Below are 26,248 nucleotides of genomic sequence, written 5' to 3'. Positions count from 1 at the left end.
AAAAATAAGCTTTAGAAATTCTGTCTAATTAACGGTCTGATCAAAACATTCTGAGCTTACCAATACCTTAGATTTGCAACATTGCGGCAATGCATGAAAAGCTTCACAAGATGATGGAAAACCCGGACCGTAAGGTCCCGGAGGACAATTTCCTATACAAACAGCTCCTCCATTAATTGATTTTAAATTTCCTCTGTTTAATTTCTTTAAATTTTTCATATAATTCAATTTTGTTTGAATTATAAATATAAATAAATATATTAGATTACAATGAAAATTAAGATAATTATTACAGATGTGAAAAGAGCACAATAAAGGCTGTTCAAATGAACAGCCTTTATTATATCCTAAGATATTACCGGTCCAACACACGCTGGACTGAGAAATGCTTCATTCTTACAACATTGCGATAATGATTGATATGCCGCACATGAATGAGCTGCACCTGATCCTGGTGGGCCATACGTATTTCCTGCCGGACAGCCTCCCGGACAGCCTGAACCATTAATTGTTTTTAACTGTGTTCTTGATAATTTTTTCATGATAAAGATATTTTGTTAAACAGTTTTTTTTATGTTAAAAATTATACCATAGGAGCATAACAGGTTCCTCCCGGAGTTCGCCAGCACCCCCATCCCCCTGGTCGGAAACATACAAGGGCTGCGCCACCACAGGTATCTATCTGAAACTGGGTAAATCCGCCATTTACTTTTTTTTGTTCTTCTCTTGAGAGTTTTTTAATATTTTTCATAATAAAATGATTTAATTGTTTTAAGGTTTAGAATATCATTCAATATTTGTTTCACTCGAAAGTGAGAATTAAAAATAAAAAAACAAAGTGAGACTTAATATCTGTATAGAATAATTAAGTAAGTGTGAAGATTTCCATGGTTTTTGTATTTCTCTTCAGATCATTGGAAAAAAGAAAAATAAGAGTTATCAACGATCAATATTAGATACAAAAAAAACTATTCCAATTCTTGTCGAAATAGTTTTGTATTTGAACTCGATCATTTATCCTGAGTTTAAAGCGCTAAATTATAAAAATCAAAAAATACAACATGGATTTGGGGAACAATAATTAATGTCCATAATTATATTTTCACATGAACTTTTTATTTTTACGTAAGCTCGGGGAAAAGATTAGTTCTTACCTGAGATAATTTCTGCAACATATCTTTTTTAAGCTTGGCTCCAGTCAGTGAAACAATGAAAAATAAGAGATGTAATTTCTTTAATCGTGCTTTCATTTTTACAAATGCTAAATTTTCATGTAAAAAAAGTTAAAAATTTTAATATATGTAAATTTTAATATTAAGTTATACTTAACAAATTAATGTAATAGATTAAGTATCCTTTAATAAAAACCATACACTACAAATCAAATAAAAAATAAAAAAACATTTGCAAATGGGATATTTGACAATGTTCATAAATAATGAAAAAGTCTATTATTATTGTTATTGTAAAAAATAACAAGAAATTTGTTAATTATACATTAACTTCAATCATCTCCAAAAAAGCAAATACTGAATATTTGTAAACTTTTGAGTAATTATTTTGAAAATAATGTTTACTATTTTCTTTCAATTCTCAAGAGAAATAAATAAATTTTGAAATCAAATGAAACCGTGATTACCAACAAGATACAAGCCGTTTATTTTCATGTTGTTTTGAAATATTTTTCATTTAAGTCTCTGAAATATTTTTATTTCCCAAAATAACTTCTACATTTGTCTCTTCAAAGATGCAATTAGTACAAAACATATCTGTAACTACTTACTCGGAATTTTCTATTCCGACTGCATCCTTTATTATTACAATTACTTCTACAACTACAACCCCATAGCGGGGTAGATTTTCACATATTATTTCAGGTACCTGTACTCTTTTTTTTAAAGGGTATCCTTCTCAATTTTTCATAACCTTAAAAAATAAATGATGAAAGTCTTAAAATTTGGTGGAACTTCTGTAGCTGATGCACAGGCCATTCTACAAGTCGAAAATATTATAAAAAAAGAATCTTCTGACCATAAAATTATTGTTGTCGTTTCAGCCTTACACGGAGTTACAGACCTATTGATTAAAGCAGCAGAACTTGCATCTATTGCTGATGAAAACTATCTGCAATATCTTAAAAATCTTGAAGAAAAACATTTAGCAATCGTAAAAGAAATCTTCCCTATTTCAGCGCAAAGTTCTTGGTTAAGTTTTGTAAAAAAGCATTTCAATGATATTGAAGATCTATGTAATGGTATTTTCATTTTGGGTGAATTTACGGCAAGAATTAAAGATAAAATAACATCTTATGGCGAGTTTCTGTCATCAAATATCATAGCTGCAAGATTAGAATCTGCAGGATTTGATGCTGTATGGCTGAGTTCACCTGATCATATCAGAACCAATAACAACTATACTCATGCAAAAGTGGATTTTGATGTTACCGAAAAAAACCTGAAACATTATTTTAAACATAACCACAATCAGATCTTTGTAGCTCCCGGATTTATTGCGAGTGATGAAAATGGAAACAGAACAACATTAGGAAGAGGTGGATCAGATTATTCTGCTTCCATTATTGCTTCCGCAATTGATGCCGGGGAACTTCAGATCTGGACCGATGTAAGTGGAATGATGACCGCTGACCCGCGACTCGTTTCCCAAGCTAAAGTCATTCCTGAAATATCTTACCAGGAAGCCATGGAACTTTCCCATTTTGGAGCAAAAGTACTTTATCCACCAACGATTCAGCCGGTTATGGTAAAAAATATTGATCTTAGGATCAAAAACACTTTTGATGCAGAGGCACCCGGAACTTTGGTTACACAACATTCAAAATCTTCTGATAAGGAGCAAGAACAAATAGCAGTTGGTATTTCCAATATGAATCATATCGCTCTTCTTACTTTGGAAGGAAGCGGGATGGTAGGTGTTCCGGGTATCTCAGCTAAATTATTTCAGTGTTTAAGTCATGAAAAAATAAATGTCATCCTTATTACCCAAAGCTCATCGGAACATTCTATTACCATTGCTATTAATAAACAAGAAGTTTTCCACGCTGAAAATGCAATCAATTCGGCATTTGAAGATGATTTTAAGCTGAAAAGAATAGAACCTGTAAAAATTGAAGACAGGCTTTCTATTGTGGCGTTAGTTGGAGAAAATATGAAAAGCAGAAGCGGTGTTAGTGCAAAAATGTTCAGTTGCCTGGGAAACAATGGGATTAATATCAGGGCAATTGCGCAAGGCTCTTCAGAAAAAAACATCAGTATTGTTATTTCTGAAATTGATACTAAAAAAGCAGTCAATATTCTGCACGAAGAATTTTTTGAGTCCGAAATAAAACAGGTCCATCTTTATATATGTGGAACAGGAAATGTAGGAACTAAGTTAATACAACAGGTTTACGCACAGAACAAATACCTGATAGAAAATCTGTCGATCAATCTTAGAATTGCAGGTTTATCAAATAGCCGGAAAATGGTCTTTTCAGACCATGGAATTCCAGAAACTGATTATCTACATTTTCTTGAGAATGGAGAGGCTGCTTCTGCCCATCAGTTTAGTCAGGAAATCAGAACCCGAAATTTACGAAACTCTGTTTTTGTTGACCTTACCGCTAATCCTGAGATTCCCGAAATTTATGAAGACCTTCTAAAGAAAAGTATCAACATTGTGGCTTGTAATAAAATTGCTGCGGCTTCAGATTTTGAAAATTACAAGAAACTCAAAAATCTTGCAAAAAATCACAATTGTAACTTTTTCTTTGAAACCAATGTAGGAGCTGGATTACCTATTATAGGAACAATAAATGATCTGGTTAGAAGTGGAGATATTATTACTTCAATACTGGCAGTGCTAAGTGGCACTTTAAATTTCGTTTTCAATCATTATGATGGTACTCAGCCATTTTCTGAAGTAGTCGCTCAGGCACAGAAAGAAGGTTTTACCGAACCTGATCCAAGACTGGACCTTGCAGGAACAGATGTCGCACGGAAAATTTTAATTCTGGCTCGTGAAGCTGGTTTCCCGTTGCAGTTTGATGAAATTGAAAACGTCAGTTTCCTTCCGGAGGAATGTATGAATGGCGATGTAGATTATTTTTATAAAATGCTCGTGAAATATGAAGATCATTTTAAAAACTTATTTGATCAGGCTAAAAAAGAAGGTAAAATCTTAAAATATGTAGCCGAATTTAACAATGGAAAAGCAAAAGTAGGATTACAGCATATCAGTCCCAACAGCGATTTGTATCATCTATACGGCAAAGACAATATTGTAATTTTCAAAACTCTAAGATACTCCGAACAGCCATTGGTGGTAAAAGGAGCTGGTGCAGGTGCTGAAGTTACTGCGAGTGGGGTTTTTGCAGATATCGTTCGTTCAGTTTAAAAACATAAAATATGAAAAGTATAAAAATTAAAATTCCGGCAACAATTGCCAATCTGGTTTGTGGTTTTGACATTTTAGGAATGGCCATTAATGAGCCATACGACGAAATGGAATTAAGAATAACACAAATACCTGATATTATCATCCGGCATACCGATCACTTTGGTCTTCCGGAAGAAGCTTCAAAAAATGTAGCAGGTGTTGTATTAAAAAAAATATTGGAGCATCTGAATCTGAAAAATGGATTTGAAGTGATTATTCATAAAAACATAAAACCAGGCAGTGGTCTTGGTTCCAGTGCAGCAAGTGCCGCGGGAGCAGCTTTTGCAGCGAATGTTTTATTAGGAAATATTTTATCCAGAGATGAGGTCATTCATTTTGCCATGTTTGGAGAAGAATTAGCTTCCGGAGTCAGGCATGCAGATAATATTGCACCATGCATATATGGAGGTATAGCTTTGGTAAAATCTTCAAACCCCATTGATATTATCCCTTTGAACACTCCTGATCTGTTTGTTGCTGCAGTTCATCCTCAGGTAGAGGTGAAAACGTCTGATGCCAGACAAATACTGAAGAAAAATATAATGATGAAAGATGCCGTAACGCAATGGGGAAATATTGCCGGGTTAATTGCCGGTATTGAGAAAAATGATCTATCGCTGATCGGAAGAAGTCTAAATGATGTGATTGTAGAACCTGTCCGAAGTATTTTGATTCCGGAATTTGATACCATTAAAAGAAAGAGTTTGGAGCTTGGCGCATTAGGTGGCGGCATTTCGGGATCCGGCCCTTCTATTTTTATGCTTACGGAAAAGAAAGAAACGGCAGAAGAAATCGTCCGGATGATGAAATCCGTCTATGACAAAATTGAAGTGGAAAGTTTTGGATATGTTTCTGATATTAATCCTACAGGAATTACCATTATAGAGCATAATCATTAATCAAAACTATAAAAGATGAATTATTATAATTTAAAAGATAAAGAAGAGCAGGTCAATTTTAAAACAGCTTCTACTAAAGGTCAGGGGAAAAATAAAGGACTATTCTTTCCTGAAACGATTCCTCGGTTTGATGAAGATTTCATACGGGATCTCAACCGGTTTTCAGATGAAGAAATTGCCTTTCGCTGTATGAAAGATTTTGTGGATGAAGAGATTCCTGAAATGGAATTACGAAAAATGATCTCGGAAACCATCTCATTTGAGATCCCACTTAAGAAGATCAATGATAAAATTTCTGTACTTGAATTGTTTCATGGTCCTACCCTTGCCTTTAAAGATATTGGCGCAAGGTTTATGAGCCTGTGTCTATCTTACTTTTTAAAAGATGATGATAAGAAAGTTACGGTTTTAGTAGCTACTTCCGGAGATACCGGAGGTGCTGTTGCCGGTGGCTTTTATAAGGTTCCCGGGATCGATGTCATTATTCTTTACCCTAAAGGAAGGGTAAGCATTGTTCAGGAAAAGCAATTAACGGCTTTGGGAGAAAATATCACAGCATTGGAAGTGGATGGCAGTTTTGATGATTGTCAGAATCTTGTAAAACAGGCTTTTTCAGATGAGGAAATTAATTCCAGGATTTTTCTAACTTCTGCGAATTCTATTAATATTGCAAGATGGCTACCTCAGCAGATCTATTATTTACTGGCTTTAAAAAAATGGCAAAAAGCTGAAAAAGGAGATCCTGTTATCTGTGTACCAAGCGGAAATTTTGGAAACATCTGCGCCGGAATTCTAGCCCATTTTAGAGGAATGAAAGTCGATCATTTTATTGCGGCCTGTAATGCTAATGATGTTGTTCCTTATTATTTAAAAACAAAAATTTTAGAACCTAAAGAAACAGTGGCTACCCTTTCCAATGCAATGGATGTTGGTAATCCAAGTAATTTTGTGCGTATTTTAGAATTGTTTCAGGATCAGTTTGAAAATCTAAAAAACAGTATTTCAGGATATTCTGTAAATGATGAAGATACTTTAGAGACGATAAGGAAAGTTTATGAACAGTATACCTATATTCTTGAACCTCATGGAGCTGTTGCCTATTCAGCCCTGGAAAATTATTTAGAAGAACATCCTGATAAAAAGGGATTCATTCTGGAAACGGCTCATCCTGTAAAATTTCCTGATTCTGTAGAGAAAGCAATTGGAGAAAAAATCAAAATTCCCGCGTCATTAAAGGAATTAATGAACAAGGATAAAAAAACAGTAGAAATTAATTCAGACTTTGAAGAATTAAAACGATTTTTGCTAAATAAAAATTGAATTTTATGAGCAAAATCTTTCTAGAGGATGTTAAAATATATGCGTACCATGGTGTTTTACCTGAAGAAAACACCATTGGCACGTACTACTTACTCAATTTAGAAATTCACACCGACCTTTGGAAAGCATCTGAATCTGATGATCTGAATGATACAATCAGCTATGCCGACATCAATGATATTATTCATGGTGAAATGAAAATTAAATCCAAACTTTTAGAACATGTTGCAGGAAGGATCATTTCAAAAATTTATGAAAGTTTTCCTGAAATTTCTTATATTAAATTAAAAATTACCAAAACGGCTCCACCAATGCAAGGAGAAATGACAGGTGCAAGCATTGAGCTTGAAAAAACTTTCAACCCTAATAATTAATAACATTATTTTCACTTTCCAACCTATGAACTTGAAATTCACGACCCTATTATTTTCGCTGTTATTTGTTAGTATTTTTGGCCAGACCAATATTAATAATCAACTGGCAGATTATAATTTTCCAAAGATAAAATCCAGCATTACGATGCCGGTAACAATACCACTTTCTGAAATTGGCAATATGATCAATTCTTCAGTGAAGGAGCTGATCTATCAGGATGATTCGTACACGGATAACAATAATGACCAGTTTAAGGTGAAAGTCTGGAAAACACGTCCTATAAGACTTGTTGGCGGAACCAATCAAAACCTTTTAATCGAAGTTCCTTTGAAAATATGGGCAGAGAAAGGGATTGGTACCCTTGGAATTTATTCATATCAGAATACTACTTTTGAAACGGTAATGTATTTTAATACAACCTTAAATTTTAAAAATAACTGGACCATTATTACAAACACACAGCCGATGGGATTCAAATGGGTAACGAAGCCTGTTTTAGATTATGGAAAAGTGCAGATCCCCATTACTTCCCTGGTTGAAAAAAGCCTGAAAGAGCAGCAGCTAAAATTCTGCAAAACGATCGATCAGCAAATGGGAACTCAACTTAATTTTCAGCAATATGCTGTAATGGCTTGGAATGTTTTCTCACAACCTTTTAATATCTCTGAAGAATATAATACGTGGCTAAAAGTAACGCCAGTGAATGTAAATATCACACCACTTAAATTCTATGGTAATCAGATCGATGCCAATATTGGTATAGATATTTATTCTGAAACGTTTACAGGAAGTAAACCGGCATCTTCATTACCCGTAAAAACGGCAGGTAATTTTAACTTTACGCCAACCCTTGGAGATCAGTTTTCATTGCAGACGACAGCAAATGTTCCTTTCACAGAAGCATCGAATATCGCCCGAAAAATGTTCCTGGGTAAGGAATATGATGTCCGGGATTCTAAAGTGAAAATTACAGATATCAGGGTATATGGTGTTGAAAACAGAATTATGATCGAAGCCCAGACTGAAGGATATATAAAAGGAACAGCACTTATTTCGGGAATTCCTGTGTATGATGATATCAAGAAAAAAATTGTGCTGTCGAACACTAAGTTCAAGCTGAAAACAATGAATATCCTGCAAAAAACAGCCAGTCTATTGTTTCAGGGGAAAATTGTAAAAATGATCGAGGAAGAATACGGAATTCCTACACAGGAACTGGTTGATACTTCTAAAAAAAGTATTGAAGAAGCTTTTAATAAAGAATATTATAAGGGTTTAAAAATGAATGGAAGAGTCTTCAATCTGAGACCAAGTCAAATCCTTTTAGGTACTTCTGGAATTACCGCTGTCATCGACACAAATGCCTCATTAAAACTAATCATCAATGGAATCTAAGTAAAACTAAAAACTAAACTATACACCATGAGAAAATATTTACAAATTGTTGACAGACATAGGGCTTCACAAGGCCTTAGACTGGCTAATTATATAATCGATTTTATTTTCAGCTATATATTGATCCTGATCCTGTTCGGATTACTGGGCGTTGCTTATGCATTGATCACAGGCAGTACTGTAGAAGAAATAGGATACAGGATGGAAAATATGAATCCGATGCTGGATCGGCTGATCACTTTATCTGCATATCTTTTTGTTATGTTTTTAACCGAGCTAATTACTCAAGGTAGAAGCCTAGGTAAATTGATTACCGGAACTAAGGTAATTATGACAGATGGAACCTCACCTAATGTCGGTAATTACTTGCTAAGAAATATTATCCGAGGAATCCCTTTTGTAGATCCGCTATCATACTTAGCTGATAAAAGTGGACTTCATGACAAATGGAGCCAGACCTGTGTTATTATAAAGAAAGATTATGAAGCTGAGTTACAGTTGAAAAGCGATATAAACACCCTTGGAACAAAAGAAAATATCTAAAAAACTTTGTTTCATTCAGAAAAATTTTTATATTTGCACACTTCAAAAATGGTACTTTGGCCGAGCGGCTAGGCAGTGGTCTGCAACACCATCTACAGCGGTTCGAATCCGCTAGGTACCTCATCGCCTTTCTTTAAGAGACTGTAAATCAGTTGATTATTGAAAGGTGTTTTTATTTTGTCCTGTTACTACAGAAAAACAAAGTGTTTTTTTCTCTGTTATACCATATACTCACATACATTAACAATAATTTTTGTAGTAAAGTAACAAAAACACTTTAATTCAGCTCTTTATGATTGCGATCATAAATAAATTTAAAGATCTATCACTAGTTTTGAACTAGAAATCCAATCTAATAATAATTTTCATCGTTTACTATTGCAATGTTTCTCTTCTTTTGAGGAGCATTTATCTGAAAACACTTTTTAAAATAGCATTCATTTGCCCTTTGGAGTTCTTCTTTAATGAAGGACTCCTTTTTAAATAAAAAAATCCCCAACCGAAGTTGGGGATAAAAACTAATAACCATGAAAACTCAAATTAAACATGAGTTACATTTTACATTGAAATATTGTGCCAAAAAGGCTATCTATTTCCATTTTAGCATTATTTTAAGAAAAAAAAATCAATAAGAATCAGTTAAAATATTTCCTTTTTAACAACAACTAACTATATTATAGAACATTACAAAACAATAGAGGAGACTTTATTATTTAACATATAATTTTAATTCCTGCAATATCATTCTGGGCAAACCAAAGGTTCCTGTATAAAAGAAATCCAACCTGTTTCAATAATATACAGAGCCATTACATACAAATCTTTATCCTTAGAGTTTGGGTATTTCTTGTTTAAAGACAACAGCACCACTCCATCATTTTTATAAATCACTAAACCACAGATATATATCTACATCACTGGGAATACTAAGTTTTTTCCGCAGGTTATATTTTTTGGTCTGAACGGTTCTGACAGAGGTGTGGGTATATTCTGCAATATCTTTTGTTGAAAAATTTAAATACAGGTAGGCACAAAACCTTATTTCTGAACTTTTAAGATTGCTTATTTTTAATAGCTTTTCCGTAAAATGAGGATTATAATCATTAAACCTTGTGAGGAATTCAGGGCTATTTTGTTTAGCCAAGAGGATTACTTCATTAAACAGACCATTATCATGCAAAACGGGTTGCTCTACTTGCTTATCGATTTTGTCTAAGCTTTTACTTTTATATTTTTTATAAAAAAAGAAAATAAAATACACCAATAGAATACATATTAAAAAACTGGCAATTAAAATATATTTTAATCTATCAGCCTGTTCTTGATGCTCCGTTTCGTCAATATTTTTTTTCTTGTCAATAATATCATTGAGATTTTTATTCTGTTTATCGTTGATATTTTCTTCAGCAAGAAGCCGCATCGAATAGTAATTAACACTATCGGTCACCTTCATGTCTCTATATAAAATTAACAAAGCTGTATTAACCGCTTTTACATAACCCTCACTCTTATAGAATTTGCCCGCGATATATTTGCTGGTCCACAAATATTGCTGAGCTTTTTTGTAGTCTTTAATGGCCTTATAATATCTGGCCGCATACAAAGAGGAATAATAGGTACTTTCCATATTATTTATTTTCTTCGCATCACTGATAGCTTCTTCAATGTATACCTTTGCTGAATCCGTTTTACCTAAATCAAGATACATCCATGCAATAGAAGATGTTGGTTTATAACTATTACTGATCTTATCTTTACTTGGATTTGAAAGATACTTACTAGTATTGCTTCTAAATATTTTAGCCCGTTTGTATGCTTTTTTATAGGCATATAATGCTTTTTCTTTTTCACCAGTATCATTATAGAATTCACCATAATACCAATTCAGTAAATAATCAAAATAAGGATTTTCTCTTACTCTTGGAGGTATTTCATCTAATTTACCTAACGCATCCATTCTTTTCCCTAGTTTCATGAATAAACCAAATTGCAGTGCACGCAAATAGAAGACAATTTCAGGATCAGTATCGGGAGTAATTAATTTTTCAACTTTATCTCCATAATTAAATGACTTCTCTATATCATTATTTTTATTATAAATATTAGCAATCTTTAGATTACCTAAAGCAACACAATCTTTATAATCTGCTCCCCCACATTGCTCTATAATATTTTTGATCTTTTTTATTTCCCCATCACCTGCTGTTGAAAAATCGATACCATAGATCATATCTTTATAATGCTTTTCTCCTAAAACTTGAGAAAACGAAAATCCAGACAAGCAGAAAGCAAATACAAGCAATAATAATTTTTTAACCATAGTTTTTAAAGTAGTTTCTTTTTCAACTGCAAAACTAATGTACTTATTTTTTACCATTCCATATAAAAACATACGTATTACATACTACTATCTGTTTATCAATACATTAAAACTCATTTACAAATAAGATAATAAGTAGTTTTGGAAAAAATAAAAAAAACAAATCCCATCAAATTTTAACAATTAATAAGTATTGATTGTTGTAAGTCCGTTTTAGCTTACTTAGGGATTCATTTATAAAAACCCATAAATATTAAATGTATTATTTTATGAAAAAGAAAATTTTACTCATTTGTGTATTGGCTGCTGGTTTTACTGGTGCTTATGCACAGAGATGGGAACCTGCTTCAAAGGTTTCCCCAACGAGAAAAGAGGTAGATGTTAAATATGCTTACCGAGTAGATTTAGCGTCACTTAGGAATCTTTTAAAAGATGCCGTAGAAACAGGAAATGGTGCGAAACCTGTAGTTATTTCTTTACCAACCGTAGATGGTAAGATTGAAAAATTTGCGGTTTATAATAATCCCGTTATGGAAAAGTCTCTGGCAGACAGATACCAGTTGGGATCTTATGTTGGGATAGGAATTGATGATCCTTCAAAATATCTTAGATTCAGTACTTCTCCCACCGAGATGCAGTCTATGATCATTAAAGACGGGCAATATCAGTTTATAGAACCGGTAACTGCTGATAAGCAGACTTATGGTGTTTTCTATAAAACCAAAAGAACTGGTGGAGAACATGGCTTCAGCTGCTCTACGGATGAAAAAAATTTCGGTGCTATCAAAGCTTTAGAAAAAAACGGAAAAAAAAATCTTTCTAGTGTAGGAATTACGAGCAGACCATCAAGTACAAAATACAGAACCTATAGATTAGCATTATCTGTTACAGGAGAATATACTGCATTTTTTAATGGAGTTCCGGGAGCAGTAGCACAGATCAATACAACAATGACTCGTGTAAACGGAGTATTTGAAAAAGATTTTGGAGTTAAATTAATAGTTCAGGACTTACCGGGAATTATTTATGCAGATGCAGCAATGGACCCTTATTCTATTGCTGATGATATGGATAATTGGAATTTAGAGTTACAGAATACCTTGACTGCCAATGTTGGTAATGCTGCTTATGATATTGGGCATTTGTTTGGAGCTTCAGGAGGTGGAGGAAATGCTGGATGCGTTGGATGTATCTGTGTAGATCCTACAGCTGCAGATCCTGAAGGAAAAGGATCCGGATACACTTCACCTTCCAATGCATTTCCCAGTGGTGATTCTTTTGACATCGATTATGTAGCTCATGAAATAGGGCATCAGATAGGAGGTAATCATACCTTTTCAAAAAGCACTGAGAATTCAGGAGTGAATGTAGAACCCGGTGGGGGAACAACCATTATGGGATATGCAGGAATTACACAAGATAATGTACAAATGAATTCTGATGCTTATTTCCATTATGCTTCTATTGATCAGATCCTAACCAACCTTGAGGGTAAACCCGCTTGTGGGGTGTCTCAGGATATTACGACCAACACTCCGCCTGTAATAGCTCCTCTTATAGCATATAGCATTCCTAAAGGAACAGCTTATTATCTGGAGGCAAATGCTATCGACGCACAAAATGATCCTTTAAATTATACCTGGGAACAGTATGATAGTGTAGATACCTTTGCTTCAATTTCTGGAGACAGTGGATGGGGATATAACACCCAGGGTGCTTTGTCCAGATCTTGGCCAGGAACGGCAAGTGGAAGAAGGTACTTCCCAAGCATGCCGACAGTGATGAGTGGAAGCTTAACAGGTAAAGCAGGTTGGGAAACGGTTTCATACATTCCAAGAACATTACATTATGCGGTAACAGTAAGAGATCAAAATAGTCTAAGACCAATGTTATCTTCTTCTGAAACTACTGTGACTGTTGGAAATGACGGACCATTTAAATTCAATGGCCTTACCGCTTCTTCGGTATTGTATAATAATGCAACAAATACCATTCAGTGGGAAGTAGCCAATACAAACGCTGCTCCATATAATGTTACAAATGTCAAAATAGACTATACAACAAACAACGGAACGACATGGACGGACTTGGTCGCTTCTGCTCCTAATACAGGTAGCTATTCTGCGCAAATGCCAGGTAGCCTAACAGGTATTGTTAAATTCAGAATATCTGCAGTTGGAAACATCTTCTATGCAGTATCTCCTCAAATTACTATAGGAACAGCTCCAACATCAACAACGAATGCTCCAACAGGAGTTGCAACTATTGATACTGAAGTTTTCAAAACAACAGCAAGAGTAGATTGGAACAGTGTACCTGGTGCTACTTATTCAGTCAATTACAGAAAAGCAGGGACTACAAACTGGTCAAATGCAACAAGTCCTGTCAATTCAGTAGTTCTTAATAACCTTGAAGATGAAACGAATTACGAAGTACAGGTTGCTGCTGTAGTGAATTCTGTTCCGGGGACATTCTCAAGTAACTATGCTTTCAAAACGAAAGGACTGAAGACTGGAGTTGACTACTGTTTAATGACTACTGGAGGTAATAGTACGCTTAGCATCGCCTACAGCGCACTTCTTTCATTGTCACTTTCTAACTTGGTACATTCCGAAGGACAAACCGTATCTTCAATATCAAATACTTATAGAGATTACAGTGAGGATCCTACTAAACTGATCAACTTAATCAAAGGAACCCAATACACTTTGTCGTACTCAGATTATGCAAACAGAGCAGGTGGTCAATATAATGACTGGTTCCAGGTTTGGATCGATTATAACAGAAATGGTGTTTTTGAAGCTTCAGAAAAAGTTGGCGCTAAAAATGCTATTCCTGGAGCAAACAGAAGACACACAGGAACAGTAGTATTTACGGTACCTGCAACGGCATATTCCGGAGATAAAACTTTAAGAATGAGGGTGGCTAGTACTTTCTTTAATGGTGTAGATGATGCTTGTGGCAGTCCATCTGTTCCAACGGGTCCAAATGAGTTTATTTCAGCAGGTTCTTTCAGAGATTTCCCTGTGAAAATTACCGATGCTCTTGCTGTAAATGAAGTAAAAGGAACAAACTCTGAAATCGAAATTTATCCAAATCCGGCTGATACTTTTGTAGAGGTTAAAAACCTGAAAGGAAAAGCTGATTACAAGATTTACAGTGCTGAAGGAAGACTGGTACAAAGTGGTAAACTGGATGGTCAGAGAATTAATGTTGCTTCATTAATAAAAGGAATGTATATCATTTCTATTACGAGTGAGAACAAAACTTATAACACAAAACTAATCAAAAAATAATTTCGTACAATTAGTTTATTTTTTAATACCTGTGAGTGCTTTATTATTTGCAGGTATTATCTTTTTTTAATCAATAAAATAAGACCAGAATGAAAAAAACTATACATAATATCTTCATTATATTACTGCTGAATATTTCAACATCACTCTTTTCCCAAACAGATAATGTCCTTTTTATTGGTAATAGTATTACCTATTTTAATGATATGCCGGAACTCTTTAAAAGCATCTCCATTTCAAAAGGAAAAAACGTTGGCGTTACTTCTCACACTGTTGGAGGAGCCGGATTCCTAAATCATGTGAACGATGCAGCACTATTTCAAAAAATAAGATCTAAAAACTATAAATATGTAGTTATGCAACCAGGAACAGGTGAGTCTGCAGGGGTAAGCAATCCCGTAATTTTAACCGCAGAACGTGGTAGAATAATACGGGATTCCATCAAAAAATACAGTCCATGTTCTAAAATTTTCCTGTATGAAATACCGTATGGAGTTCCAGCTCAAAATGATTATGCCACTTATTTCGCTTATCAAAAGATCATTAAGGATTCTATCACTAAGATGTCCAATCTTATGCAGGTGGAAATGATCCCAGCCGGAGAAGCAGCAAGAGCTCATTATACAGCAACACAAGATCTCGCATTACATGGTTCTTATAATGATATACATCCAGGATTGCAGGGAAGCTATCTCGTGGCATCAACAATATATGCCACAATCTTCCAAACCTCTGTTTTTCCATCTACTTTTTATGGAGGCCTTGCCCAGGATAAAGCAGAGTACTATCAACAAATTGCAGGTAATACATTTTTAAATAATCCTGCACAATGGAATACCAATATCTTTCATCTGAATGCTAATTTTTTAGTCACAGGTTCAGGTCAAAATATAGATCTCCAGAATCAATCAACCAATTACAGTAGTGTGAACTGGAATTTTGGTGATGGAACAGTTTCTACAGCCACGAACCCTACTCATCATTATTCATACCCGGGAATTTATACAATTACACTTACCGTTAATAAAAATTTGTGTTCCGAAACCATATCAAAACAAGTTGATACTAATTTATTATCGGTCACCGAAAATAAAACCTCAAAATTCGAATTGTACCCAAATCCTGTCGAAAATACAGCATTTATAAAAACAACAAAACCTATTAAGGAAATTACTGTATATAGTATGGACGGAAGAAAAATCCGGACATTTCCTGATCTTAATATAATGAATGGAAAAATTGATTTCTCAATTCTTACCAAAGGAGTTTACATTCTAAGCATTCAATATAAAGATGGTGGCTCTGAAAGTATCAAATTAATTAAAAAATAAAATCATTCCATGGTTCGTCAATTTCCCAAACTCTCCAATTCCGGAGAGTTTTTATTTTGCTACTATAGTAAACATCTCATAAATCATACAATACTCTGGCACTTTTGTCATGATCATTTTTGATTCTATTTCACTGCTAATTTAAACTCAAAAAAAAAATAAGCTCTCATTTCTGAGAGCTTATTCTATTTAATAATTATATCAATATTATTCTTTGATAAATTTCTTTTGAGCACTGCCCTGAACATCTTCGATGTCTATTACATATACTCCATTTATCAATCTGCTTACATCAACTTTATTATTTAAAATAATTCCGCTGGTGATAAGCTGACCCGCCGCACTGTATATTTTATAATTAGCTCTTTTGCTAATATTTTTCACATTCAGTATAGAGCTAACCGGGTTAGGGAAAATAAGAATTTCCGTTTGATTAGTTGCATTAGCCACTGGATTTTTAGAAATTCTTACTGTGTAATCTTCAACTTCTCCATTATCAAAACCTGTACAGTTTACAGGAATACCATCTCTTTGCATTGCTACTCTCATGACAACATATTTATAATCTGTCATACTGATAAATGCATCGGTTGGTACACTGAATGTTCCTTTAATAGGTGTTGTTGTATTGGGTGAAGAAACAAGGATTCTTTCGTCTATATCAAAAGTTCCGTTTCTATTGAAGTCAATCCATACTGCAATCCCTTCATTATATGTATTTCCAAGCCATGATTTCTCAATAGAGATCTCATTTCCTGTAGAACCCTGAATCAATTCTATAAATGTAGCAGGAGTCGCAGTAAAATCTGAATATACTGTAGCATTGGAAGAATTCTCCATGGTAGGTTTACCATTTGGTTTCACGGTAACCTTTGAAATAAATTCAGATGCTGAACTTCCTGACTGCATTTGACAATAGATCACGGTAGGAGTAGTGAAATAATAAGGAAGTGTATAGCTTCCAGGTGCGCTTCCACAAATATTAGCAACCTCCATTTCATACTTTGTTAATTCCAATAATCCTGTAATCGTGTATGTATTAGTTGGTGCAGATACATATGTCCAACTCGGAATACCTACTTTTCTATATCTTAAAGTATAAGTACTACCTGGGAAAGAGTCCCAGATCACAACAGCACTTGTAGGAGTTAAGTTAGTTATCGTTAATCCCGGAGGAGGTAGATCACACGTTCTCTCTGTAGTAAATACTGCTGGAGATGACCAGGCATTGTAAGTAGTTTCATTATCGCATTTATTAGCGATCTGAACTTCGTAAGTGGTATAAACACTTAAACCCGTTAGTGGATAGGTGTTAGTTGGTGCTAATGGCAGAATAATATCAGCACTCCATCCTGTGTTACCACTACCCACTATTCTGTATCTCATTTTATAAGATGAGCTAACAGCAAGTGGTCCCCATGTAATCAATGCTGAAGTTGTAGTAATATTACTTACTGTAACATTCGGAGGTGTAGGATCACATTTTGTTGTAAACTCATTATGTGAATAAGTACCAGGAATGCTGTTACAAACTGCAGCTACTTCTACCTCATACAAAGTTGCAGGTAATAAACCTTGCAAGTTATATGAATTGTTTGTTGCTGGCGCTGCAACTGCTGGCACAGCTACAGATGTCCAGGCACCACCTGAACCAACAGGTCTGTATCTTACAAGATACGAAGCTCCACCAGTATCTTGTGGCCATGTTACCGTTGCCGTATTATGAGTAATTCCACTTACTGCCACCACCGGTGTTGTAGTACTACAAATTAATAATTTTATATTATCCACGGCTGCCGGAGGCTGATTACCTCCACTGCCATCATTTTTCCATTCGAACACCAAACGCATCGTTGTTCCTGCAAAGCTACTGATGTTTAAAGTCGAGTTAAGATACGACTGCCAGGTAGCTTGTTGGTTATAGTTGTTTCCTAACTGAATTCTTCCCGGACCTGCAGCGATAAGAGTTCCTGCTGTCGGCATGAAAGATGTTGGTACCAGCCAAACTCGTAAAAAATCAAAAGTACTTTCACCATCTGCTTTCCAATCAAAAGATAAAGTAGCAATGGAAGCTCCTGCTGGAACTAATATATCTCTATATGCCTGAACTATACTTGTTGAACCCGTTGCATAGGCATTCGTAGTTCCATTGGTATTTGAAATATAAATGGAATTGGCAGTGTTTCCTGTCGCAGCTCCATAAAACCATTTGTTTACCTGAGTTCCATTTACAAATCCAAAGTCATTATTTGTAGAGAAATTTTGATTATATGGAATTGTTGCTGGTATCTGTGTTGTGCTAAAACTTGGACCAGGGATCCAGAAACTACTGTCACTTGAGCTACAAACAGATTTCACCCACCAGTAATAAGTCGTATTTGGCGTTAAAGTGGTTAAGTTTACTGATGTTGTAGCACTCGTTCCTGTTGGTGGTGTACCTGCTACAGGAGGAGTATTCGTTGTTGTAAGATAATATGCATATCCGTTAGCTGGTGCTGGAGTCGGTGCTGTCCAGCTTAATGTAGCTGCTGTCGCCGTTACTCCATTTACCACCATCGCTGATGGAACAATACATGTAGGAATGGATAAGTTGATATTATCTACAGCTGCCGGAGGTTGAGTTCCCCCACTTCCGTCATTTGTCCATTCGAACACCAAACGCATTGTTGTGCCTGCAAAACTGCTTAAATTTAAATTCGTATTAAAATAAGTCTGCCAGCTTGTTTGCTGATTGTAATTAGCTCCTACCTGAATTCTTCCTGCGCCAGCAGTAATCTGAGTTCCTGCAACAGGCATAAAAGATGATGGCACCAACCATACCCTTAAGAAATCCCAAGTACTTTCTCCATCACCTTTCCAGTCGAATGAGAAAGTAGTAGCTGTAGTCCCAGCTGGAATAATAATATCTCTATAAGCATGAACATAACTATTTGAACCTGTATTATATCCATTGGTAGCCCCGTTATCATTCGATATATAAATTGAATTTGCGGGATTTCCGGTAGCAGGACCATAAGCCCATTTATTAGGCTGAGTTCCACTGGTAAATCCTAAATCATTACCTGTAGAAAAGTTCTGGCTATATGGAAGTGTTGCCGGTATTTGTGTTGTTGTAAAATTTGCACCCGTAACCCATAAACTACTATCCGTTGGACTACATACAGATTTCACCCACCAGTAATAAGTCGTATTTGGTGCAAGCGTAGTTATATTCACAGATGTTGCAGTTGTAGTTCCTGTAGGCGTTGTCCCTGCAACAGGAGGAGTATTTGTTGTACTAATGTAATACGCGTATCCGTTAGCTGGTACTGGTGTTGGAGCCGTCCATGCTAATGTAGCTGAATTGGAAGTTACCACAGATACAGGCGATGCAGTAGGTACAAGACATGTAGGAATTGATAAATTGATATTATCAATTGCTACTGGAGGTTGTGTTCCTGCACTGGTGTCATTTCTCCATTCAAATACCAAACGCATTGTATTACCTGCAAAGCTGCTAACATTCAGAGTCGTATTAAGATATGATTGCCAGGTAGACTGTTGATTAAACTGACCCACCTGAATCCTACCAGCTCCAGCAGCAATTTGATTTCCGACTGTAGGAGTAAAAGTAGCAGGAACAAGCCAAACTCTTAAATAATCCCAAGTGCTTTCTCCAGCTGCCTTCCAGTCAAATGCAAATGTAGCAATGGTTGATCCTGCTGGAATAGCAATATCTCTATAAGCCTGAACTGTACTCTCATTACTGACGTCATAAGCATTCGCCGTACCACCATTATTTGAAATATAAATGGAATTGGCCGCATTACCTGTTGCTGAGCCGTATTCCCATTTATTTGGTTGACTTCCATTTAACAGTGTGAAATCATTTGCCGTAGAAAAATCCTGAACATACGGCAATGTTGCGGGTGCCTGTGCATACAGGCCCACATTGATCAAACACAGAAGAAGTATTAAAAAAATAGAAAATCTCTTCATAAGTTATCATTATTAATATTAATCCTACAAATCTAAATCGTTTTTTCATAAGATTTAGTATATAATCTAATATTTTTTGTGGGAATTTTATAAAAATAAAAGAACAGTTGATTAAAAAAAAATGAGAATTCATCGGTGTATAACAGAATTCAGGAATTAAAATACAAGAAAACATCCAATTATAACTCTAATTTAACTGCCAATATAATCTGGATTTCTATGGATATCAGAAAGCTCACATAGACTAATTAATCTAAAAACATACTTAAAATGAGGACACCATTATCACCACAAACGGCCTCCAGAGAGGCCGCAAAAAACACAAATGATGAAAAAAAATCTATTTCTAGAATCGAAATAGAATATCTTAAAATTAGAATATCATCTTTTCCAATATTTCTTTGACTGTGGGAAATCAATACTATAGCACCAAAATCCCGACTTATAGCTTTTTTTTCTAAGGATCAGATAAAATGTTATGATAATAAGCATTGATGAAAGAAATAAAATGCTTGATCCTAAGACAAATGAGTAATCATAAAGTTCCATAATTATAGTTTTTCAAAATCTAAAAATAGCATTTATTTCTAAAACTAGTGAATAAAAACTGTATAAAATCCTATAATAGAACTAATTTTATAAAATATTTTTACAAATTACCTATTCTTTCCATTTACAGGAATATATATCAGGCAGCCATAGAATTTTAATATCACTATATTATTACTGCATGAGCAGGATGCTACAAGTAAAATAATTCTATGAAATATAAACTTTGAAAAACATCTTTTTCATATTACTGTTATCTGCTAATCAAAAATAGAGATTTTACATGAATATAATTAAAACTAATAATTAAATGAAGGTTACATTATTAACAAAAAAATCCTCAGTAATACAACTGAGGATCGTTGATGAATAATATTTTAGAAGACTATAAACTTTTTAATCATTAAAAGCTGATTATACCGCCGCAATTTTCATGCCTGATATATTAAAAATTAACAACTTCTGCCAGAAATTAACTTTCTTATGATTTAATTATAAATAGTAAAAAACATATCTACCAAGAACAGAGGGTTATACCAGAGTTAATGACCTATTATCGGAAATTTTTAAAGCATTAAATCATATTTTTTGATTTCTTTTTGATTTTTTAACATTACTTAACTAAAACTTGGCTTCAAAATTGGAAATAACTATACAGCTAAAGTCGTTTTTGATTTGGCAACCTTGTAAAAATTTGATTTATGAAAAATATAGTATTAACAGGTCTCTTATCAGTATTTTTAATGACAGCCTGTAAAAAAGATGATCAGGTGGCTGAAAAGTCTCTGGAACAGCAGAAAATTGAATTTCAGGCAAAACAACTTGAAATAGAAAAACAAAAATTAGCTATCGAAAAAGAAAAGATGGCCTATGAATCTCAGAAAAAAGCGGACAGTATTGTGGAATCCAATAAAGCCAAGTCAGCTGCAAGAAATTCGGAGCCAAAAGTAATTACAAGAACCAGAACTGTATACAGAGATAGAGAATCAAATTCAAGTAATGGGTCTTATGCCAACAACGAAAGTAACTCTTCACAAGGAACCACTCAGGAAGCACCTAAGAAAAAAGGAATGAGTAAAGCTGCCAAAGGAACCATTATTGGTACAGTTGGTGGTGCAGCAGCAGGTGCTATTATTAGCAAGAACAACAGAGGATTGGGAGCTGTAATTGGAGGTGTTGTAGGTGGAGCTACTGGTTATGCGATCGGAAGATCAGGAGATAGAAAAGATGGTAGAGTACAACCACGAAATTAATAATTATTTATAAAAGAATAAAAGATTGCTTATTTTTAGGCAATCTTTTTTTATGATATTAACTCTGTTTTCTTCTATTATTATAATTTCGACCTTATTAGGTTTAGGAAGAATTGTGGAGTTAATTTCAGGAACATTATTTCAGGGAATATCAGGTAAAATCATATCCGGGATTTTCGCAATATCTATCATATGGACTATTCTTGCCTTTTTTATTCCGCTTAATATATATGTAGAGATATCCACCATTACAATTGGACTTTTTTTCTTTTTTAAAGACAGGCTCTACCTCGAGTTCTACCAATTCACTAAAAAAGATACACTGTTAATCATAGCCACATCGTTGATCATACTTTTTTCAGGCTCCTATTATCCTTATATATTAGATCATTTTGGATATTATGTTCCATCTATAAAATGGCTTTCTGAATATGGTCTGATTAAAGGCATATCAAATCTGGATCTGACTCTGGGACAAATGTCGGTTTGGCATATATTTCAGGCAGGATTTTCTAATTTCAGTGATCAATTTTTAAGAATTAATGTTATTATTCTAATCGTTTATGTGCTTTATATCGTTGAAAAAAAATCGTGGATCCAATTGGTATTTGTTCCCATCATGCTTTTGTTTTCCCAGTCTCCAAGTCCTGATCTTCCCGTGATCATTTTTTCATTGATTATATTAAATGAAGTACTTACAGGTAATAATAAGACTAGTCTTTTGTTTGCATTTTCTATTTTTGTTTTTACCATAAAGCCAACAATGATATGGCTTCCGATATTCAGTTTACTTTATTCGATTTTTATCGTAAAGTCAAATTTTAAAAATCTAATACTGGGATGTTTAGTTCTTATTTTATTTTTTATTAAAAACATCTGGACATTTGGTTATCCTGTTTTTCCGGTTCCTATTGGCGATCTTGGAGTATATTGGAAGCCTAATCCGCAATTTTTAAAAATATCTTCTCAATTCGCCGTTCAAAAAACGTATGATATGCAATACTCTTTTGAAGAAATTCAAAAGTTCTCAGCACTGGATTATGCTAAAAACTGGCTTTTCCTGAATGGAATTAAATCCAAGATCAATATTTTATTTATCCTAAGCCTCATTACGTTTATCTTATTTTCAATAAGAAAAAAGAATACTGTCGTTTATTTAATTGCTATTTCGCTCGTTATAAAAACTATACTTGTACTTTTATTTTCTGCTCAGTACCGATTTTTTATAGATGTATTTTTTGTTGTTTTCTTTATCCTGTTTTCACATTATTTCTCCCGACAAAAATCAATAATTACATTTTATATCGTTAGCATATCTGTTATTTCTTTTTTGTCATTCCCTTTATTTATCGGCATCCATATTCCAAGTTACAAAATGGCTCAATTCATGGGAAATTTTGAAAAGAAGCAAATTTACGAACCCTCAAGATATAAGTATACAGCTTTTAACTCTTTTAAGGTTGGAAATCTCAAATTCAATGTTTCTAAAAACTACCCTTATAATTTCGGCACTCCCCTTCCCGCTATTACTCCTTATCAAATTATTGATAATACGAAAGCTCATATCTTCCCACAGCTTATTAATAAAGACAAAATCAAGCAGGGTTTTATCTGGAAGAATATAAATACCCAGGAGAAAAAAGAAGTAAACCATATCATTAACAATACCACTCGACCTAATTAATAGGACGGCCGTTAATATTTATTTTCATTTGAAGTTTTTGAATTTAAAATTCTGGAAAAGCTGTAATTCACAATTAATTTCAACCATTCAAAAGAGAGTATGGAACTTATTATGAATATTATCATTACTTTCCATAAATAGAACAAATACAAAGGCATTATTATATTAAGAAAAAGCCGTAAATTTGTGCTATGTTCAATACTTTAGGTAATCTTCTCAGTCTTACAACATTTGGAGAAAGTCACGGTGTGGCTTATGGTGGAATAATTAATAACTTTCCGGCAGGATTAACAGTTGATTTTGATAAAATTCAATATGAACTGGATCGCCGTAAACCTGGGCAGTCAGCAATTGTTACTCAGCGAAAAGAAAGTGACACCGTAAAATTTCTTTCCGGAATATTTGAAGGAAAAACCACAGGTACTCCTATTGGTTTTACCATCGAAAATGAAAATCAAAAATCAAAAGATTATGATCATATTGCCAATGCATATCGTCCAAGTCATGCAGACTTTACGTATGATCAAAAATTTGGAATAAGGGATTATCGTGGTGGTGGAAAATCTTCGGCAAGAGAGACTATCAATTGGGTGGTAGCTGGGGCACTTGCAAAACAAATGTTATCTGATATAGAAATTAACGCATATGTGTCTTCTGTTGGCGATATTTTCTGTGAAAAACCTTACCAGGATTTAGATTTCTCAAAAACAGAAAGCAATGATGTACGTTGTCCGGATGCAGAGACTGCTGAAAAGATGATCTCCAGAATTAAAGAGATAAAAAAAGAAGGAAATACTATTGGAGGCACCATTACCTGCGTCATTAAAAATGTTCCTGTAGGAATTGGTGAGCCTATTTTCTCAAAACTTCAAGCTGAACTGGCTAAAGCTATGCTTAATATTAATGCCTGTAAGGGTTTTGAATATGGAAGCGGATTCTGCGGTGCTAAAATGACTGGTAAAGAACATAATGATGCTTTCAACCAGGACTTCACTACAAAATCTAATCTTTCAGGTGGGATCCAGGGTGGGATTTCAAATGGAATGGATATTTATTTTCGTGTGGCCTTCAAACCTGTAGCCACTATTTTAAGACCTCAGGACAGTGTCGACAGAGATGGAAACGCTGTGATTGTTGAAGGAAAAGGAAGACACGATCCATGTGTAGTTCCAAGAGCTGTCCCTGTTGTAGAAAGTTTGGCTGCATTTGTATTGGCTGATCTGTTTTTAATTAACAAGACAAGAAATTTAAATAATTTTTAAACACAAATAATATCAGTCATGAAAGATTATTGGGATAAAGGGATCAATTTTGAGGAATATGTACATATTGGAAGACAAAGACTTGAGAGCCCTGACAATCAGAACGACATAGATTATAAGCAATATTATGAACTGGGTCTTCAGAGAATGGATAGAACCTTAAAAAAGTATATTCCAGACGAGGAACAGCTCAATATATTACAATCTAAAAACTTTGATGGCAAAATTTTAATTATTTCTGAAGTATGGTGTGGAGATGCCAGTGCAACCGTTCCTGCTTTTGTGAAATTTTTTGAAGGTCATAACGAAGTTAGAATCTTCCTAAGAGACAGTGATAAAACTTTAATCAACCAGTTTCTTACCAATGGAACAGAATCAATTCCAAAAGTTATTATTTTAAATAATGATTTTACGGTAAAAAACTCTTGGGGCCCACGTCCAAAATATGGCAAAGAATTATTGTTAAAATATAAAGCTGATCCTGAAGGCTATCCCAAAGATCAGTTCTATAATGATCTGCAGATTTATTATGCTAAAAACAGAGGTAAAGATGCAGTTCAGGAAATTTTAGAATTATTATGAAAAAAAATATAATCTACCTTGTACTTATTGTTATTATTGGAATTATTGCTTTTATTCCGGGGGTAAGAAATTTTCTGAAAGATCAGTTTTTTCCTATTGCTGCCATTGAAAATGCAGTTACCATAAATAAAGATGATTACGATATTGACCTTCAGGGAATCAATGTTCCCAGTACAAATCTTAAGAACTTTAAAGATAAACCTGTTTTTTTAAATTTTTGGGGAACCTGGTGTCCTCCCTGCAGGAAAGAATGGCCAACGATTCAAAAATTGTATGATACAAGAAAAGGGAATGTAGATTTTGTATTGATCGCGATGAAAGATGAAGAATCAGCGGTAAGAAAATTTCTTAAAGAAAATAATTATACTGTTCCCGTATACATTGCTCAGAGCCCAATTTCAGAAAAGTTATTACCAAAAGCCTTCCCTACTACATTCTTATTAGATAAAACCGGGAGAATTCTTATAAAAGAAGATGCTTACAGAGATTGGAATACGGAATCAGTCCATCAGTTTATCGATAATATCATTAAATAAATCTTTTAACGAATTTTTATAATTATTTGGTATAGAATTTGCGAATTTTGTTACGTCAAGAATTTATTTAAACCAAACACAAAATGAAATATTCTAAATTAAATCTGGCTAAAGAGGCCATCAACCATAAAGGTTTTGTAAAAAAAATACCCGACATTTTCAGAATGGTCAAATATTGGAAAAGAGGAATCTATCCGATGAGGTCCATTGATATCATTCTACCTATGTTAGGAATTTTATATATTATTTCTCCGATTGATTTAATTCCAGAAGTAGCTGTTCCTGTTCTTGGGGTGTTGGATGATCTGGCGGTTTTATACCTGGTTATTCCTAAACTGATTAAAGAAGTAGATAAATTTTTGCTTTGGGAAGCTGAACAGAAATTAAATGCAGGAAGTACAAAAGTAATCAACGCTCAAATCGTAGAATAATTTATAAACAATAATTATTTAAGACCATTCCGATATTCTTGGAATGGCTTTTTATTTATA

The 26,248-nt window shown here is 34.2% G+C and carries 20 protein-coding genes and 1 tRNA gene; 15 read left to right on the top strand and 6 right to left on the bottom strand.

Going from position 1 to position 26,248, the window contains the following annotated elements; all coding sequences use genetic code 11:
* Positions 1-24 precede the first annotated feature (24 nt).
* The 4 genes from NG806_RS19260 to NG806_RS19245 all read right to left on the bottom strand — a co-directional run bounded on the left by NG806_RS19260 (position 25) and on the right by NG806_RS19245 (position 1,250).
* A complete protein-coding gene (locus NG806_RS19260; protein ID WP_214833062.1) occupies positions 25-219 on the bottom strand; it encodes a bacteriocin-like protein in 195 nt (64 codons plus the stop codon).
* A gap of 128 nt (positions 220-347) precedes the next feature.
* Positions 348-542 carry a bacteriocin-like protein gene (locus NG806_RS19255; RefSeq protein WP_214833064.1) on the bottom strand — a complete coding sequence of 65 codons (195 nt, stop codon included), beginning with the start codon at positions 540-542 and terminating at the stop codon, positions 348-350.
* 41 nt (positions 543-583) lie between these two features.
* The gene (locus NG806_RS19250; protein ID WP_261511065.1) at positions 584-751 is read right to left on the bottom strand and encodes a bacteriocin-like protein; all 168 of its coding nucleotides are present in this window, start codon (positions 749-751) and stop codon (positions 584-586) included.
* Positions 752-1,121: 370 nt separating this feature from the next.
* Complete coding sequence (locus tag NG806_RS19245; protein WP_261511064.1) at positions 1,122-1,250, bottom strand: hypothetical protein; 129 nt, start codon at positions 1,248-1,250, stop codon at positions 1,122-1,124.
* A gap of 691 nt (positions 1,251-1,941) precedes the next feature.
* Here NG806_RS19245 and thrA point away from each other — a divergent pair.
* From thrA to NG806_RS19210, 7 genes are all read left to right on the top strand, one after another.
* Complete coding sequence (thrA, locus tag NG806_RS19240; RefSeq protein WP_261511063.1) at positions 1,942-4,392, top strand: bifunctional aspartate kinase/homoserine dehydrogenase I; 2,451 nt, start codon at positions 1,942-1,944, stop codon at positions 4,390-4,392.
* Between the two features lie 11 nt (positions 4,393-4,403).
* Complete coding sequence (locus NG806_RS19235; protein ID WP_261511062.1) at positions 4,404-5,333, top strand: homoserine kinase; 930 nt, start codon at positions 4,404-4,406, stop codon at positions 5,331-5,333.
* A gap of 15 nt (positions 5,334-5,348) precedes the next feature.
* Positions 5,349-6,653, top strand: coding sequence for a threonine synthase (gene thrC, locus NG806_RS19230; protein WP_261511061.1), 1,305 nt, complete (start codon positions 5,349-5,351; stop codon positions 6,651-6,653).
* A gap of 5 nt (positions 6,654-6,658) precedes the next feature.
* Positions 6,659-7,027 carry a dihydroneopterin aldolase gene (gene folB / locus NG806_RS19225; RefSeq protein WP_261511060.1) on the top strand — a complete coding sequence of 123 codons (369 nt, stop codon included), beginning with the start codon at positions 6,659-6,661 and terminating at the stop codon, positions 7,025-7,027.
* Positions 7,028-7,052: 25 nt separating this feature from the next.
* The gene (locus NG806_RS19220) at positions 7,053-8,423 is read left to right on the top strand and encodes a DUF4403 family protein (RefSeq protein ID WP_251040633.1); all 1,371 of its coding nucleotides are present in this window, start codon (positions 7,053-7,055) and stop codon (positions 8,421-8,423) included.
* Between the two features lie 27 nt (positions 8,424-8,450).
* Complete coding sequence (locus NG806_RS19215; RefSeq protein WP_214833074.1) at positions 8,451-8,966, top strand: RDD family protein; 516 nt, start codon at positions 8,451-8,453, stop codon at positions 8,964-8,966.
* Between the two features lie 50 nt (positions 8,967-9,016).
* Positions 9,017-9,087: transfer RNA gene (locus NG806_RS19210), tRNA-Cys, on the top strand.
* A 759-nt stretch (positions 9,088-9,846) separates the two neighbouring features.
* Here the strand turns inward: NG806_RS19210 and NG806_RS19205 are convergent.
* Positions 9,847-11,286, bottom strand: coding sequence for a LuxR C-terminal-related transcriptional regulator (locus tag NG806_RS19205; RefSeq protein ID WP_261511059.1), 1,440 nt, complete (start codon positions 11,284-11,286; stop codon positions 9,847-9,849).
* 269 nt (positions 11,287-11,555) lie between these two features.
* Here NG806_RS19205 and NG806_RS19200 point away from each other — a divergent pair, with 269 nt between their 5' ends.
* Complete coding sequence (locus NG806_RS19200) at positions 11,556-14,582, top strand: reprolysin-like metallopeptidase (protein WP_261511058.1); 3,027 nt, start codon at positions 11,556-11,558, stop codon at positions 14,580-14,582.
* An 89-nt stretch (positions 14,583-14,671) separates the two neighbouring features.
* Positions 14,672-15,913, top strand: coding sequence for a PKD domain-containing protein (locus NG806_RS19195; protein WP_261511057.1), 1,242 nt, complete (start codon positions 14,672-14,674; stop codon positions 15,911-15,913).
* Between the two features lie 207 nt (positions 15,914-16,120).
* On the opposite strand, the gene NG806_RS19190 is transcribed toward NG806_RS19195, so the two are convergent.
* Positions 16,121-19,891: a fibronectin type III domain-containing protein gene (locus NG806_RS19190; RefSeq protein WP_261511056.1), complete on the bottom strand. Its 3,771-nt coding sequence runs from the start codon at positions 19,889-19,891 to the stop codon at positions 16,121-16,123.
* Positions 19,892-21,141: 1,250 nt separating this feature from the next.
* Here NG806_RS19190 and NG806_RS19185 point away from each other — a divergent pair.
* From NG806_RS19185 to NG806_RS19160, 6 genes are all read left to right on the top strand, one after another.
* The gene (locus NG806_RS19185) at positions 21,142-21,693 is read left to right on the top strand and encodes a YMGG-like glycine zipper-containing protein (protein WP_261511055.1); all 552 of its coding nucleotides are present in this window, start codon (positions 21,142-21,144) and stop codon (positions 21,691-21,693) included.
* Between the two features lie 52 nt (positions 21,694-21,745).
* Positions 21,746-23,377, top strand: a complete 1,632-nt coding sequence (locus NG806_RS19180; protein ID WP_261511054.1) for an LIC_10190 family membrane protein — start codon at positions 21,746-21,748, stop codon at positions 23,375-23,377.
* A gap of 191 nt (positions 23,378-23,568) precedes the next feature.
* Positions 23,569-24,639: a chorismate synthase gene (gene aroC, locus NG806_RS19175; RefSeq protein WP_214833088.1), complete on the top strand. Its 1,071-nt coding sequence runs from the start codon at positions 23,569-23,571 to the stop codon at positions 24,637-24,639.
* A gap of 18 nt (positions 24,640-24,657) precedes the next feature.
* Complete coding sequence (locus NG806_RS19170) at positions 24,658-25,221, top strand: thioredoxin family protein (protein ID WP_214833090.1); 564 nt, start codon at positions 24,658-24,660, stop codon at positions 25,219-25,221.
* Complete coding sequence (locus NG806_RS19165) at positions 25,218-25,757, top strand: TlpA family protein disulfide reductase (RefSeq protein WP_214833092.1); 540 nt, start codon at positions 25,218-25,220, stop codon at positions 25,755-25,757. The genes NG806_RS19170 and NG806_RS19165 overlap by 4 nt, the downstream gene beginning before the upstream one ends.
* Positions 25,758-25,840: 83 nt before the next feature.
* Positions 25,841-26,188, top strand: a complete 348-nt coding sequence (locus NG806_RS19160; RefSeq protein ID WP_214833094.1) for a YkvA family protein — start codon at positions 25,841-25,843, stop codon at positions 26,186-26,188.
* The last annotated feature ends 60 nt before the right edge of the window (positions 26,189-26,248 follow it).

Origin of the sequence: Chryseobacterium paludis, assembly GCF_025403485.1 — a bacterium.
GTDB lineage: Bacteria > Bacteroidota > Bacteroidia > Flavobacteriales > Weeksellaceae > Chryseobacterium > Chryseobacterium paludis.
The sequence above is the reverse complement of the archived record's forward strand: the minus strand, read 5'-3'. Positions and strand labels throughout refer to the sequence as shown.